At 42.9% G+C, this 14,889-nt stretch carries 10 protein-coding genes; 7 read left to right on the top strand and 3 right to left on the bottom strand.

Annotated features, from left to right (window positions below):
* The first annotated feature begins 119 nt into the window (after positions 1 to 119).
* The 4 genes from pyrR to C5Z26_RS02245 all read left to right on the top strand — a co-directional run bounded on the left by pyrR (position 120) and on the right by C5Z26_RS02245 (position 5,621).
* Complete coding sequence (gene pyrR, locus C5Z26_RS02230) at positions 120 to 644, top strand: bifunctional pyr operon transcriptional regulator/uracil phosphoribosyltransferase PyrR (protein ID WP_105448403.1); 525 nt, start codon at positions 120 to 122, stop codon at positions 642 to 644.
* A 31-nt stretch (positions 645 to 675) separates the two neighbouring features.
* Positions 676 to 1,758 carry a carbamoyl phosphate synthase small subunit gene (locus tag C5Z26_RS02235; RefSeq protein WP_105448404.1) on the top strand — a complete coding sequence of 361 codons (1,083 nt, stop codon included), beginning with the start codon at positions 676 to 678 and terminating at the stop codon, positions 1,756 to 1,758.
* The gene (locus C5Z26_RS02240; RefSeq protein WP_234005711.1) at positions 1,755 to 4,322 is read left to right on the top strand and encodes a carbamoyl phosphate synthase preATP-grasp domain-containing protein; all 2,568 of its coding nucleotides are present in this window, start codon (positions 1,755 to 1,757) and stop codon (positions 4,320 to 4,322) included. The genes C5Z26_RS02235 and C5Z26_RS02240 overlap by 4 nt, the downstream gene beginning before the upstream one ends.
* Positions 4,323 to 4,550: 228 nt before the next feature.
* The gene (locus C5Z26_RS02245) at positions 4,551 to 5,621 is read left to right on the top strand and encodes a GDSL-type esterase/lipase family protein (RefSeq protein ID WP_105448405.1); all 1,071 of its coding nucleotides are present in this window, start codon (positions 4,551 to 4,553) and stop codon (positions 5,619 to 5,621) included.
* 62 nt (positions 5,622 to 5,683) lie between these two features.
* Here C5Z26_RS02245 and C5Z26_RS02250 read toward each other — a convergent pair whose 3' ends face one another.
* The 3 genes from C5Z26_RS02250 to C5Z26_RS02255 form a co-directional block, all read right to left on the bottom strand.
* Positions 5,684 to 6,088, bottom strand: a complete 405-nt coding sequence (locus tag C5Z26_RS02250) for an iron chaperone (protein ID WP_105448406.1) — start codon at positions 6,086 to 6,088, stop codon at positions 5,684 to 5,686.
* Positions 6,089 to 6,355: 267 nt separating this feature from the next.
* Positions 6,356 to 6,484 carry a hypothetical protein gene (locus tag C5Z26_RS12700; protein ID WP_255414938.1) on the bottom strand — a complete coding sequence of 43 codons (129 nt, stop codon included), beginning with the start codon at positions 6,482 to 6,484 and terminating at the stop codon, positions 6,356 to 6,358.
* A gap of 114 nt (positions 6,485 to 6,598) precedes the next feature.
* Positions 6,599 to 9,172 carry a YfhO family protein gene (locus C5Z26_RS02255; protein WP_105448407.1) on the bottom strand — a complete coding sequence of 858 codons (2,574 nt, stop codon included), beginning with the start codon at positions 9,170 to 9,172 and terminating at the stop codon, positions 6,599 to 6,601.
* A 324-nt stretch (positions 9,173 to 9,496) separates the two neighbouring features.
* Between C5Z26_RS02255 and C5Z26_RS02260 the strand changes: the two genes are divergently transcribed.
* The 3 genes from C5Z26_RS02260 (at position 9,497) to C5Z26_RS02270 (ending at position 14,646) form a co-directional block, all read left to right on the top strand.
* Entirely contained in the window at positions 9,497 to 10,495 is a 999-nt protein-coding gene (locus C5Z26_RS02260) for a glycosyltransferase family 2 protein (protein WP_105448408.1), read from the top strand.
* Positions 10,488 to 12,530 (top strand): hypothetical protein, encoded by a 2,043-nt coding sequence (locus C5Z26_RS02265; RefSeq protein ID WP_105448409.1) that lies wholly within the window; start codon positions 10,488 to 10,490, stop codon positions 12,528 to 12,530. The genes C5Z26_RS02260 and C5Z26_RS02265 overlap by 8 nt, the downstream gene beginning before the upstream one ends.
* Before the next feature lie 364 nt (positions 12,531 to 12,894).
* Positions 12,895 to 14,646 (top strand): hypothetical protein, encoded by a 1,752-nt coding sequence (locus C5Z26_RS02270; protein ID WP_105448410.1) that lies wholly within the window; start codon positions 12,895 to 12,897, stop codon positions 14,644 to 14,646.
* The last annotated feature ends 243 nt before the right edge of the window (positions 14,647 to 14,889 follow it).

The raw sequence follows: 14,889 nt of genomic DNA on the forward strand, positions 1-14,889 counted from the left end.
AGTAAAGATAGTCCTTTAATCCGGCCCAGTGAGACTGAAAGGCAAACGGGAACCATTACCTTTGACGGTCGTGACAAGTTTAATGTCCGACCGTCTTTATTTTAAATTAGGAGGCCATCATGCAAAAAGAAGTAGTGGATTCTATGGCAATGAAACGAGCTTTGACTCGAATTACGTATGAAATTATTGAACAAAATAAAGGTATTAAAAATGTGGCGCTAGTGGGTATTAAGACCCGTGGTGTATACATTGCACAACGGATTGCAGATCGACTACGTCAGCTTGAAAGTGCGACGATTTTAGTGGGTGAGTTGGATATTACTGCTTTTCGTGATGACCAGCCAATGGTGATTACGGTAGCGCCGACCGACTATCAATTGGATTTTGATGTTAGTGGCAAAAAAGTCATTTTAATTGATGATGTTTTATTTACTGGTCGAACGATTAGAGCTGCCTTAGATGCTCTAATGGGTGGTGGCCGGCCATTAAGCATTTCGCTAGCTGTATTGGTTGACCGTGGTCATCGGGAATTGCCGATTCGGGCTGATTTCATTGGCAAGAATATTCCGACTGCACGCCAAGAACGTATTAAAGTTTCAGTGACCGAAGTTGATGGTCATGATGGTATTGAAATTATTAATTAAGTTTCATATTAAAGGATGAGAAGGGATCGACATGGCAGACCGCTATTTGATTCTTGAAGACGGCAGTGCTTATCTTGGTGAGGGCTTTGGTTCACCAGCGGTTTCTACCGGTGAAATTGTGCTAAACACTAGCATGACGGGCTATCAAGAAATTATTACAAATCAAATTTATCATAATCAAATTATTGCTTTTACCCAACCAACGATTGGGAGCTATGGGATTAATCACGATAGTTATGAATCAATTTTACCCACGGTTAAAGGTGTGGTGGTGCGCGATGTAGCAAGTATTTCAACCAATCGTCAGCGCCGCTGGTCACTTGATCAGTATTTAAAGCAACAAAACATTCCAGGAATTAGTCATATTGATACACGGCATCTTGCCAAGCAATTGCGTGCTAGTGGCCCCATGAAGGCCAGTATTGTGGATGTTGCAGACGCACATGCTTTTGACCAATTAGGCGCCACCGTTTTAACTAATCAGCAGGTTGCCGCTGTCGCAACCCCGAAGCCGTTTCCTAATCCTGGAACCGGTCTAAATGTGGTGGTAGTTGATTTTGGGTTGAAGCATGGTATTTTGCGAGAGTTAAGTAAGCGTGCTTGCAATGTCACCGTTTTACCGTATACGGCCACGATGGAAGAAATCATTAATTTAGATCCCGATGGGGTCATTTTATCGACGGGTCCCGGGAAACCGCAAGACTTACCCGACAGTGTCTTAACGATGATTAAAAATGTCCAGACCCGGGTGCCGTTGTTTGCCATTGGCTTAGGTCATGAATTATTTGCGATGGCTAACGGCGCCAAAATTATGAAGCTTTCACCAGAACATCACGGTGCTAACCATCCAATTCGCGAAGTGATTACGAATCAAATTATCTATGCTTCGCAAGGACAAGGATTTACGGTTAATCCAGAAACGGTGGATCGTGACAAATTAATTACGACATTTGTAGATTTGATTGATGGTACGATTCAGGGGTTACGTTATCGTGACTTCCCGGCGTTTTCAATCCAGTTCTTTCCAGATGGTGCCCCAGGTCCAACTGATGCGCGTGATATTTTTGATGAATTCGTTGAATCAATGCAACAAGCAAGGGGGCCGGTCTGGTGAATATAGCTAGTCAAACATTACAAAAAGTTTTAATTATTGGAGCCGGCCACAATGATATTGGTCGTGAGGGCCAACATGATGCGGCGGTTACTCAAATTGGTCAGGCTATTCATAAATTAGGGATTGCAGTTATTTTAGTTGATAACAATCCATTTTCAGTAGCTGCTGAAAACAACTTTGCGGACAAAGTTTATCTAGAGCCATTAACGGTCGCCGCTTTGACTAAAATTATTGAAGCTGAGCAACCGACCGGCCTGATAGCGTCGCTAGGTGGTATTCAAGGGGTCAATTTAGTGCAAGGCTTGATTCGCAATAATGTTTTAAAAAATAACCAGGTTCGATTGTTACAGTGGGATACTGAAACGATTGATATGGTGGTTAATCCAGCACTAATGAGCAATCGATTACGAGCTTTAGGTCAACCGGTGATTGCGTCACAAGTTGTGGCGAGTCAAGTTGAGGCTGACCAAGTGGTTAAAGCTGTGGGATTCCCGGTGATTGTTAAAGCAGTTGCGCCCCGAATCGAAACTAGTCGGCAATTGTGTGAGGATGAAGATGATTTAGCCGTAGCCTTATCGCGCGGCTTTAAACTTTCGGCGGTTAAGCAATGTATTGTGGAACAAAGTATCGTGGGCTATAAAGAACTTGAATTTGTTGGCATGCGCGATGTGAAAGATACTGCGCTACTAGTCAGTGGTATGGAAAATTTTGATCCAGTTGGGATTCATTCTGCCGACTCCATTATTTTTGCGCCCACTCAAACGATTACTGATCAGGAGTATCAGCAATTTCGGTCAGCAACGTTAAAAATTATGCGGGCGTTACATTTAGTTGGTGCTTGCCATATTCAGTTTGCGTTAGATCCGACGACCCAACACTATTATGTGATTAAGGTGACGCCTTACTTTGATCGCACTATGGCGTTAGCAGCGCGGGCAACGGGTTATCCGATTGCGATGATTGCTGCTAGTTTAATGGTGGGAGTTAGTTTGGCAGAAGTGAAATTACCGGTTAATTACCGGAAGCAAACCGCATTAATTGAACCGGTTCTTGATCACATTGTTTGTCGAATTCCAGTCTGGCCGTTTAACGTCTTAAAAAAAGTCAGTCACCAATTGGACACGGTCATGGAGTCAACGGGTTCAGTGATTGGGATTGGCCGTTCCACGGAGGAAGCTTTATTAAAAGGCCTACGCTCGACTGATGAATCACGCTATCACGTCATCGCCAATCGACCACAGAATTATTCTGAAGGTGAATTGATTCAGCGGTTGATTCATCCACAAGCTGGCCGAATGTTAGTCTTATTGGAAGCCCTCAATCGGGGGTATCAAATAGATGAACTAGCTGAATTGACGAAGATCGATGCGTTTTATTTTTATAAATTACGGCATATTATCGAAATTGAAGAAGCTTTACGTGCACACCCACTAGATGTACATGCACTGGGTCGGGCCAAGTATTTTGGCTTCACGGATGAAGATGCTGCCGCCGCTTGGGACGTTGCCCCTAGTAAGGTCAGTCACTTTGCCATTGAAAATGAAATTCAGCCGACGTTTAAAGAAGTTGAGCCAACTGCCGGCGAGTTTACGGAACAGACCAATACGTATTATTCAACGTATGAATTCGATAATGAAAGTCAGCCCATTACGGAACGGAGTGCGGTGGTGATTGGTTCCGGTGCTAATCGTATTGGGACAAATCATGCCAATGACTATCTGGTTTCACAACTCCTATTCTATTTGAAAAAAGCTGATTATCGGCCCATTCTAATTAATGCAAATCCTAATAGTGTGGCGATGACGCCGCAATTAGCATCTAAACGGTATATTGAACCGAAACAGGTTTCAGATATATTGAATGTGTTAGCGATTGAAAAACCAAGTGTTATTTTTACCACATATCATGATTACCGGTTGGGACAACAGTTAACGCAACTTGGTTATCATGTGATTCAAATTAATAATAGCTTACCGCGTGAACAGATTAAGACTAATGATTCGCCGGCCGTTGAGGTGATTACGGATGGTGAATCAGTCATGATCTTTGGCATTAGTGAGATTATTGCGGGCAATAATTTACGGACCAATGTGCACGGAGCCATCTCGGTTTTTCCAATTCAAGATAAGGCTGAAAATCAGGCAATCGATGCCTTACGTGCTGAAATTGAGCAGCGGGTGTTGACTTTCGGGGTGCCCGGGTTATATACCGTTCGGTTAACGATTGTTGATGAAGCGTTGCGTTTAGCAACAGTGGAACCAATGAGTTTAGCAACCATTGCCTTGATTAGTAAGGCCAGCGGTTCGAGTGTCCCGCGCTTGTTATTGCACGTTAAGCTGGGTGAGCCGTTAGCTGATGTGATGTACGATTATCCTGATACAACGCATCTTAAAACGATTTTTGTGCAAGCCAATACATTTCCTTATAATCAGTTACAAATATATGATGATACGGAAATTACCGGTGAACCAGGGCATGCAACTGGGACGGTAATTGCCCATGGGGAGACGTTAAAGGCAGCATTAGTGGCCTTAAACGCTGGTAATGAGAGTACTGATTTCTAGTTAAAAGTGCGGTAGCCGATACGATCAGCGGCACTATAATGAGGTTTAAAAGTCATTCCGTAACTAATCAAATTTAGCCGGGATGACTTTTTGTTTGGCGAATTAGCTGTGATAAATTAAAATTATGTCAACTAAAGTTGAATCAATACCAATCAACTTTCAAATAGTTGCATTCGAGGTACAGGGTGCTTAAACTGAATTTATTATGAGGAGAGGTCGGAGATATAGATGGTTAAAGTTACAGCTTGGCGGCAAATGGTCGCAAATTTTCCTAATATTGAAGCGATTAATCAAAGCCATAAGCAAGTGGTTCAGATTAAACAATCATTAGGGACTCACAAGCTACGGTTGGAAATTGCGAATGACTTTGGGGCGACAGCTTTAGTTATCTCACAATTAGAAATTAGGTTAAATGATCAGGTTGATGCTTTGCTGGGGCGGGTTAATGGTCAGACTAGTTTTTCGGTACCGGCTCATCAGCGCTGCTGGACGGATTGGCTAACACTGCCAGTGCAGGCAGGAGATTGGTTAAGAATAGTCACCGTCTCACCCACAACTAGCCCACATACTTTAATGCAAACGTTAGATCAATCACGGATTAAGCTAAAATCAGTAGCGACACAACGGTTCTTTGGTGTTGATGCGATTGAAGTTGAACGTAGGCAACCGGCCCGGCAACTCTTGTTTTTTGGCGATTCATTAACTAATCAAGGTTATTATTCAGCGGCACTGACGCAAGCGTTTGAAAAGCGATTTCCAGACCAATGGGGCGTCATTAATGGTGGGATTTCCGGCAATCGACTCCTACGCCCGGGACATTCCACTTCGGTGTGGGGTCCTAGCTTTGGTGCGGCGGGGTTAGATCGCTTAGCACACTTATTAGTTGCGCAGCCAGTGGATCAATTAATCTTTATGGCGGGACTGAATGATTTGTTACATCCGGGGACCGGTTCACCGATATCGGAACTGCCAACTGCCGCTGAATTGATTGCTGGGTTATTGCAGGTTGAACAATTAGCAGCAAAGACTCAAACGAAGCTCATTCGGTTAACCGTGACCCCCTTTAAAACCAGCGTGATTGATGGTCAAGCTGGTTGGACAGTTGCAAAGGAGACGCGGCGACAAGCAGTCAATCACTATTTAGGTCAATTTGATACTACAATTGATGTGGCAAGTTATGTGGCGGCACCAGCGGATCCGGCTAGGTTAGCACCGGAATTTGATTGCGGCGACCATATTCATTTTTCAGCGACAGGTGGCCAGCTGGTTGCTGACTATATTGCCAGTCAATTGTGGTGAAACAAGTGAACTTTATCATAAAAGGATATTGCTACTAACAACTAATTTAATGTATTATACAACTAATTGCCTTTGGGACGCCAAAAGGTGGTCATCGTTTGTTTAGTGTCAAGATTGTACTGAATGGCCTGTTGTAGTAGCGAATAATTAACCGGGTGACCATACGCCACTTGCCAAAGCATGGTCGTGACACGGTCATCGCTAGCACTAATTTGGGGTGCAAAGTGGTCAAGCGTGGTCTTTTCTAGGGCAATGTTAAAGTGCGGCTTGGCAACACTGAAGCCAACAATAAACGTGTCATGCTGAGTAAACATGGGTTGCTTCCAAGCGTAACGGGGGGCAAGTTCGGGAAAGGTTGTGCTTACCCAGTTTAGGACGGTTATGACTTGTTTCCGATGAGTTGTATCGGTGATGGCGGTCGTGAAGGGTTCAAAGACTGCTAATTTTGGCATTAATAGGGTTGACATGGATTTTACCTCACCTTGTTTTAAGTTAGGCAAAGTGTAGCGAATTTAGCTAGTGGCGTCAATCAAAGTCGCTTTATCTAGCCGAAACGATAACCTGAATTCAAATCAAAATAGCACGACCGTAACTTTGCTAAAAAAGTTACGGTCGTGCTATTAAGTCATGTTATCGTTGATCTACTGATTGGTCTGGTGAAGCAGATTTTTGAAATTGGCAAAATGAAATTTGTAAGCCCACTACGATTCACGCCTTTCATTTTGCACAATTATTTAGTTTTTTTTGAAAAATAGTTGCCATTGCCAAGTTGTTGTTAAATCAGTGGTATAGCACACTAGCGGTATCGTCACTTTTAGCTTAGTTATCGGTGACTGTTGCAGATATAGTTGCTGTTTTGGCATTTGTGTCAGGTCCTTTCATCATTGAATACCCTTAGTTTAGCCAAAATCGACTTATACAACTACTGCATTTTGATAAGTGTTAAATAAGCTTTTCTTAGAAATAGGTGGTCACCGTTAATGCACGCGGTAGTGTTTAAATTGTTGCTGGTCGAGTTGTCGTTGTTTTGACCGATAGTGCTGAACTCCTGTCCACAAACCAAAGGTCAGGAAACCTAGCAGTGAGAGCACACTACTAAATTTTAATGCCGGGACATGGTACTGTAACTGAATCTTATTTTGACCCGCCTTAACGGGTAGAGCCGTTAAGCCGCCGATGATTTTTTTCGTATTAACTGGTTGGTCATTAACCGTGGCTTGCCAAGCGGTATCGTACGGAATCGCAACGTATAACCAATGCTTGTTGCTTCGGTTATTAACGTGGCCAGTGACAGTGGTGGTCAATCCATGCGCATGGTACTTTGGAATAAAGGCGCTGGATTTAAGCGTGTCATAAGCAGCTTTGAAAGTGGTCCTATCCAGACTGGCAAGCTGTTGGCTAGTCGTTAAATGCCGATTATTAGTTTCAAATTGCAAGGTGACCGTTTGACCACGGCGATAAGTCCCTAATGGCCATAACAAGCTTTGATAATCGGCATTGACGCTGGGTGTGATTGGCTGGCCATTAACTTTAAAGGTTGAATAGCGCGTCCCTTGATGTGGATCGCTATAATACAGTGGTCCACTGGCATTGATTTTTAGTTGCAGTCGATGTTGATAGTGATGACCACTTGCAGTTACTGAATTTTGCTTGAAAGAAGTTGCCATGTAGTATGGCGAAATGCTAGCCTGAATATTTTGTAGAATCTGTTCTTGATTAGCTAGCGCATGATTAGGCGTCAACGTCACTTGGGTAAGTTGCGCTGGAATGACAAAGCCCATTCCTAGATAGTTAGGGTTGAGTTCAGTTTGTGCGCGACCATTATGTCGTAAGAAGACATTGTATTTAATGCCTAACAGCATGGCACTGACGGGCGTTAATCCTTCTGAATTAATCCGACGAGCATTGCGACTATAGAGACCTAAATTCTGCAAAGTTAGGCGAGATTGTTCATTTAAAGTCGAACTATAGTAATTGATCCCATGGAAGTTAAATAGTAACGGGTCATTATAATTATTATATTTCTCGCGATAGGCATGATTAATGAGCGTATTTGTATTATTAACCCGATAAAGTTGTCCATCCGGATCACTGACTTTTTGCATCTGTTTTGCTTCCGTGGTGTAGGCGGTCTGATAGATCGCCTGACTACCAAATGAAGTTGTTTGCATACTTAATAATAGATTGCCGCCTAACTCAGTTAGCACGATGCCAGTGATTAAGAGCGCTTGGCGGCGTTTGACAAGAAAGATGGCGGCCGTTGTCAACCACACATAGCCTAGACTTAACGCCAAAGTTGAACTAGCAAGCGGCTGTTTAAGCCCATAATTAGTTAACCAGCCAATGATAAGGCCAGCGGTTAAAAGACTTGGGAGTCGCCATTGCCAGCGGTGCGGAATTTGACGAGGCCCAGCTAACCAAGCTTCATAAGCTAGCATAATTAAGACAAAGCTGAAGAAGAAGGCATTCCGGAATGGAAAACCAGCTGGTTGCTGAAACAGGTGCCAAATGGTATTAAATAGTTGAATGAGCATACTTAATAATAGTGCCAGCAATAAAAAGCCAGCTGCTCGGCGCCGACGTTTCGTAATTTTAGGATGAACAAAATAAGTCATCACCAATAAGATGACGAAAGTCGTGCAAAAAATAGTTGGCGCATGTGCTAGGCGTTGGGCATAGTTATTAGCGCCTAACCCTAGCTGGCTAAAAACTTCGAGCCCAAATTGCGGTAAAGGTAAAAAATTTGTGCTAGTTTGCGTGGTCTTCGCAGTTTGAAGCATCCCCAGGGCAGTTGGAATTAATAAAAACAACGCACTGACGACGCTCAGTAACCCGGTCATTAGTAATTGTAATAGCCGGTATCGGCGTTGATAGACCGTTTGCCAAAAGCTGGTCGTCTTAGTTAAAGCTAATTGATAGACGAGATAGAAGCCTACAAAGAGACAAGTCATGTAGCCCAAGTAGAAGTCCGTGACGATACTGACCCATAGCCACCAAAAGAAACGAGCGGCATGGCCGGTGGCAAGCAACTGATCGAGACCTTTGAGAATTAAAGGCAACCAAATCAGAGCATCTAGCCACATCAGGTCAAAATAATTCAAGGCCACGAAACCACATAAGCTAAAGGCTAACCCAAATAAGGCGGCGGACCGTCGATTGGTTCGATAATGTGTTTGTAAAAAATGGGTGGTCGTGATCGCAATTGCGCTGATTTTGACCATGATGATTATCGTGATACCAGTCGGTAACTGCGCCGCTGGAAATGCCAAAATAATCAAATTAAATGGGCTCATTAAATAATAAGCAATCGTAGGGACCATGCTACCACCCAAAGATTGCGAAAAGGAATATAATTGGAAATTATGATTAAGTAAGGCATGACGATAGGTCGTGAAAAATGAGAGATACTGGGTGCCCATATCACTAATCAATAAATTGTGATCACCAAATGGTGTAATTTGTTGTTGCCATAAGATGGTACTGACAATTATTAGGGCAAGTATCCCCGCAGTTAGCGGGACTGTCCATACACGTGGTACATTTTTTTGCATCTGAACCACCTCAATAAGTTTAGGTTGTTAAAAATAGATTGGGGAGGACAACGGACTAGTCATAAGTCGTTCAGTGCGTAAATTAGCGTTTCAATTACCATAATTTAGTCAGCGCTAGAAAGCAACCATTTGGATTGTTTAGTTAAGTCGATTATTTAGCCGGTTAATTATAATTCAGTTTACTTCGTATTAAGTTAACGATATCGGTATAATATTAAGCATAGGACCAGACTAGTGTCTGAGTTAGTTAGTATTTGGGGTATTAACTAGCTAGTATGTCAAAATTTTAGAGTTAGATTTGTCTATTTAAGGGGGAGTTCCATGATGAAGCAGCCACGGTTAACCATTGTGGTACCATGCTATAATGAAGAAGCCGTTTTACCAAAGTCGTCTGCCGTATTGGGGGAAATTGTAACCCAATTGATTCAAGCGCAACAAATCAACCAAGATAGTCAAGTGCTCTTTGTTGATGATGGTAGTGCGGATAAAACGTGGCAATTAATTCGCCAGTTTGAGGCGCAAAACAAAGTTTTTAGTGGTTTAAAATTTAGTCGCAACTTTGGTCATCAGAATGCGTTAATGGCGGGGATGAAAGTCGCCGGTAAGTTTTCGGATGCGGTGGTGACGATTGATGCGGATTTGCAAGATGATCCAAAGCTAATTCCCGAAATGGTCGCCCGTTTTAAGGCGGGCAATGAAGTGGTTTTAGGGGTCCGCAACGATCGAACCAGTGATTCACACTTTAAACGTTGGACGGCAGAAACGTTCTACCGGTTGATGCGGCATATCGGCGTTCAATTAGTGCCAGATCATGCGGATTTTCGCTTGCTTAGCCAGCGAGCGGTAGCAACTTTAATGCGGTATCATGAAACGAATTTATTTTTACGCGGTATTGTGCCACAACTCGGCCTGAAAACAAGTAAGCTGTACTATCAGCGTAAACCCCGTCTGGCCGGTGAATCAAAATATCCGTTTAAAAAGATGATGGCATTTGCCATTGATGGGATTACGTCATTTTCGGTAGCACCAATTAAAGCAATTATGACGCTCGGTTTGTTCGTCATTGGGATTAGCCTATTGATGTTAATCTACGCGACTGTGCGCTTTTTTACGGGAGATGTGATTGATGGCTGGACCTCGTTAATGATGAGTTTGTGGTTCCTAGGAGGGATTCAATTGATTGGCATCAGTATTATTGGAGAATACATCGGTAAGATTTTTGCCGAAGTTAAACACCGTCCACGTTATATTATCGAAACGGATGATTATAGTGCGGCTCAGCAGCCCGCCTTATTTACGAAGCACCAGCAGTACAATGACTAAGCGGTTACTGGTTGGCTTGAATTGGTTAGCTGCTGGGATTTTGTGTTGGGCCGTTGGGTTTGCAATCATCTTACCAATTCGTTTTTTTGCTGATCAAGACTGGGTGTCGCCAGTTGTCAATGTGTTACTCGTTTTAGGCTTAATCTTGATTTTAAATGGGTTAAAAGCTTGGATTAGCCAGTGGTCGGCGCGCACTTATCGCTATTGGTTGTGGGGATTGGGCGGATTAATTGTTGTTGTTCAAGTCTGGGTAGCGGTGCACTTTGTCGATGCAGGGCGAGCCGATGCCTTTTTTGTCCGTAATCAAGCTTTAGCACTAGCTCAAGGTAAGCTTAACTGGGCGGTGTATTTTAAAGTCTATCCGAACAATGTTAATTTTACGCTGTTGGAAGCTGGCTTATTAAAAGGGCTGCTAGCGGCCGGCTTAAAAACGCCATGGGTCTTGTTAAATGGGTTACGTTTTATCTGGTTAGATACAGGATTGATTGCCGGATTAAGCCTCTTATGGCAGTGGCAACGTTGGCGACCAGGGGCGTTCGGCCTGTTACTGACTTGGTTAGTTAGCGTGCCGGTGTATGCCTATGCCTTGTTTGCTTATACGGATGCCTTAGTTATGCCGCTAATAATTGATGTTTTAGCGCTCAGTTGGTGGTGGTGTACTAAAACGGGTTGGTCGCGTTGGCTAGCAGGCGGTATGACATGGCTGCTGATTGGGTTAGGCGTCGTGATGAAAAGTAACATGATTGTGTTATGGTTAGCGGCGGCAATCACCTTACTAGTTGCTGGCGCACAGCGGCATTTACCCTGGCAACTCGTGCTCAAGTGGCTAGTTGGCAGTGTTGTTGTTTTAGGTTTAATGTCAGCGGGACTCACTAAGGTAGCAACACAAGCGGGTTATCAAAAAAATGTGAATGCTGCGGTACCTGTGACTAGCTGGATTGCGATGAGTTTGAACCCGAAGACTAATGGTCAATATAATAATGCTGACTTCACGCGTGTTCGCCGTATCCCGACACAGGCAGGCAAGCAAAAAATGACGCAGCAGATGATTAAGTCCCGCTTAAAAACGTTACGCCCAACTGGAATCGCAGTCCATGTGATTAGAAAACTGCGGGTGTTTTTAGCAACTGGGGATTTTGACAGCTTTAAGCTCACAACCCAATGGTTACGGGAACCTAATTGGTATCGGCAACGACAACGTACGGTTCAATTCTGGTTAGTAATGGCAACACAGACTTGGTATTTAATTTTACTAATGGGGAGTATCAGTATCTTAGTCACACGTGGTCAGCACCGGTTAATGGTCGGTTTCTTAGCGTTAACAATATTAGGGTTAACGAGTTTTCACGTATTGCTGTGGGAAGTTGAGCCTCGGTATGCCTTGCCTTTATTGCCAGTAGTCATGTTACTAGGCTGTCTTGGTTGGACCCGTCGTCCAGCTCGCCAACTGACCTTGCACCGGCGGCAACTTTATAGTGGCTTGGCTATTTTAGGTGCTGGCTTTAGTTTGTGGAGTATTCGGCAGACCAGCCGTAGCACATTAATAACGGGTTATAGTGCTGCTCGTCAAGGGAATGGCGCATACTTCACACCAAATCGACGAACGCTGCAACCAGGACAAATGTTACGTGTTAAATTACCGGTGTCGGTGGCAAGTAATCAAGTGCGATTGCTGCCTAAATCCGCGCATGGGTTAGTGACGGTTAAGTTACAGGCTGGATCACAGCGACTGCAGCGTACTGGTCAGCCGAAGCAGGTTGCTAAATTAAGTTATCCGACCACGGCAGCAGCAACTTTAACCGTGACCATTATTAATCGTGGCAAGTTACCGGTTCAATATGGTTCAGTGCGCACTCAATATAGTCAACAAACCGGGCGCATTTTGCGGCAACGACAAAATAGCTTGCAATATTCAGTTGCCATGACGCATGCGCCAACTAGTTTAACTGGCACTAAAACAATCGTCGGGGTCGTTGGCACCGTGTTAGTGCTTGTTTTGAGTAGTTTATGGTGGCGACCACGTCAAGTTAATTAATGAGGGCTTAAGCTAATCTGGTTGGGGTGATTAGCTTAAGCTTTTTTTGTAGTTCCAACTTTGGCGCGGGTCATTCGAGTTCAAAGGATCAACTTGATAAGCATCTGCGTTGTTTGCTATAATCACAATTAATTTAGTGAACAATAGTTGGTGGCTAGTCGCTAAATTAATGGCTTAATTACGCTACTTTGGATATGCTAAAATTGAGTAGTATAAAATATGAAAAGCGCCTATAATTAGAACGGTGGTTTTCAGTTAAATGCCAATGCTAATCAGTTATTGATAACTTTTGAGGGATTAGCTTTACTATTGACATCGGATAAATATTTTTTTAGCTGCATCATTTGGGGAGGAAACGTTACTTATGTCTAAGAATAAAAGGGCGATTATTATTATTGGCCTTGCCGTGCTTTTATTGATGAGTCCATTGATTTTCAATCAACAGGCTTTATTAGGTGTTGATGGCTATTTTCAATATAGTCGAATTTATGAAGCTGCCATGCAATTAAAGAACCATAATATTAGTTTTATTAATATTTATTCATTTCAACAAGCTGGACGAATTGTTAATAGTCTATATAGTCCACTGATCACTTATCTTGCCGGTGCCGTGTTATTGTTAGTGGGTACCTGGTATCGTTTTCAATTAGTAAGTGTTTTTCTAGTTTACTTCATTAGTGGCTATGTGACCTATCATGCTGCACGTCGTTTTCAGTTATCACAACGGCTATCGTTGGCATTAGGACTCATTTTTCTAAGTTCCAATGCGGTATATGGGTTTATTTTTGGGGTCACTTGGCGGTCAATTGCGTTTGGGCTACTGCCGATCTTTATCGGACCAATGTTGGATCTTTATAAGGGGGACTGGCGCTTACCTGCGATGCTTAAACTTGGCATCTATATTGGCATTTTAGCCCAATTTCAAGTTTTAACGGTCGCATTGTTACTCCCATTCTTACTCCCGTTTTTCGTGCGTGGTTTGTGGCATTCTAGCCTTAAACTAAAAGCCCTATTAAATTTAGTAGCGGCAGTGTTATTAGTACTTTTACTTAGTTTAAATGCGTTATTACCATTGTTAGAGGTCTATCGTGGTAATACGTTAATTCCACCGGTTGCGATGGACATGATGAGCAATACCAGTTTGATTTTGCAGCCAATTTATAATGGCGTTGATTCCAATAGTGATATTGTCATAACGGTGATCGTCTATGCAATGGTGATGGGGTTAATTATGTTCTGGTCACGATTACATGGATTTACCAAGTTATTGGCCGTTGTGGCCTTGTGCTATACAATTGCGGGCACGAGTTTAATTCCTTGGGATTTAATTCAAAAAAACATGCCATATTTGCAATCATTTTTACAAATGCCTCGTCGTATCTCACTAGTTGGGACGCCATTTCTAATTGTTGCGGCGGCGCTCATCTATCATGATGCTGCTCGTAGCACTGAAAGTGTCAAATTTCAGAAGGGACTGGTCTTTGCAAGTCTATTTCTAGGGCTCTTATCATTGTTGCTTTGCACCCAAAAAGTTGTTAAAAATGTGCATCGGACGCTACAACCAACAACGTCTTTGGCCAGTGGCTTACAAACTGCGGACAATAATGTGCATTCTAAATTAACGCATTTTATGCAATTGCAACCGGCTTTTCATACCCATGATTTAAGCAAACTAATCCGAGAAGCTGATCGGACGACGCCAGACTATATTCCGATTACGCACAAAGTTGAAACTCATGCGAATGTTTACGGCGCTTATTTAAAGAAATTCTCAGCGCAAAAGCATAAGTTTAGCTATCGAGTTATGAGAGCTGGTGTTCAGTTGACATGGACTGCCAAGCGGGCTAAAACGCGCTCGGTACCCGTCGTGGCTTATCGGCGATCAACGTTAACTTTAAATGGGAAACCATTAACACATCAGCAGATGACACATAATTGGGTTGGGGATATTTCCATTAAACAGCACCGAGGGCGTAATGTCTTGACCGTTCGATATACCCCTAGTCGAATTACCACACTGGGTACGAACGTAACGCTGGGGGTGTGGTTGGTTGTTATCTTGGTGCTAATCCAGCAGGGCTTTAATCGGTTGCGACATCGCCGCTTGGTTGGATAAACGAGTCATGAACAGCTGATTACTATCAGCTTAAATATTTAACTAAATGATAGTTGCCAGTTAAAAAAATGGACCTTAAATAAAGTGCGACGAAAAACGACTGTTAAGTTTTTCGTCGCACTTTATTTTGAAAGCTATTTTGTGAATAATAGTTTCAAAAATAAAAGAATGTATTAAAAAATATTGTAATTTAAATACATTGATGGTATATTAATGACAAGCAAATGAAAACGATTTCAACAA

This window comes from Lactobacillus sp. CBA3606, assembly GCF_002970935.1.
GTDB lineage: Bacteria > Bacillota > Bacilli > Lactobacillales > Lactobacillaceae > Lactiplantibacillus.

Bases quoted from the DNA above. Each gene is read 5' to 3' on its own strand.
- pyrR (WP_105448403.1), top strand. From the start codon at position 120: ATGCAAAAAGAAGTAGTGGATTCTATGGCAATGAAACGAGCTTTGACT.
- C5Z26_RS02235 (WP_105448404.1), top strand. From the start codon at position 676: ATGGCAGACCGCTATTTGATTCTTGAAGACGGCAGTGCTTATCTTGGT.
- C5Z26_RS02245 (WP_105448405.1), top strand. From the start codon at position 4,551: ATGGTTAAAGTTACAGCTTGGCGGCAAATGGTCGCAAATTTTCCTAAT.
- C5Z26_RS02250 (WP_105448406.1), bottom strand. From the start codon at position 6,088: ATGTCAACCCTATTAATGCCAAAATTAGCAGTCTTTGAACCCTTCACG.
- C5Z26_RS12700 (WP_255414938.1), bottom strand. From the start codon at position 6,484: ATGCCAAAACAGCAACTATATCTGCAACAGTCACCGATAACTAAGCTA.
- C5Z26_RS02255 (WP_105448407.1), bottom strand. From the start codon at position 9,172: ATGCAAAAAAATGTACCACGTGTATGGACAGTCCCGCTAACTGCGGGG.
- C5Z26_RS02260 (WP_105448408.1), top strand. From the start codon at position 9,497: ATGAAGCAGCCACGGTTAACCATTGTGGTACCATGCTATAATGAAGAA.
- C5Z26_RS02265 (WP_105448409.1), top strand. From the start codon at position 10,488: ATGACTAAGCGGTTACTGGTTGGCTTGAATTGGTTAGCTGCTGGGATT.
- C5Z26_RS02270 (WP_105448410.1), top strand. From the start codon at position 12,895: ATGTCTAAGAATAAAAGGGCGATTATTATTATTGGCCTTGCCGTGCTT.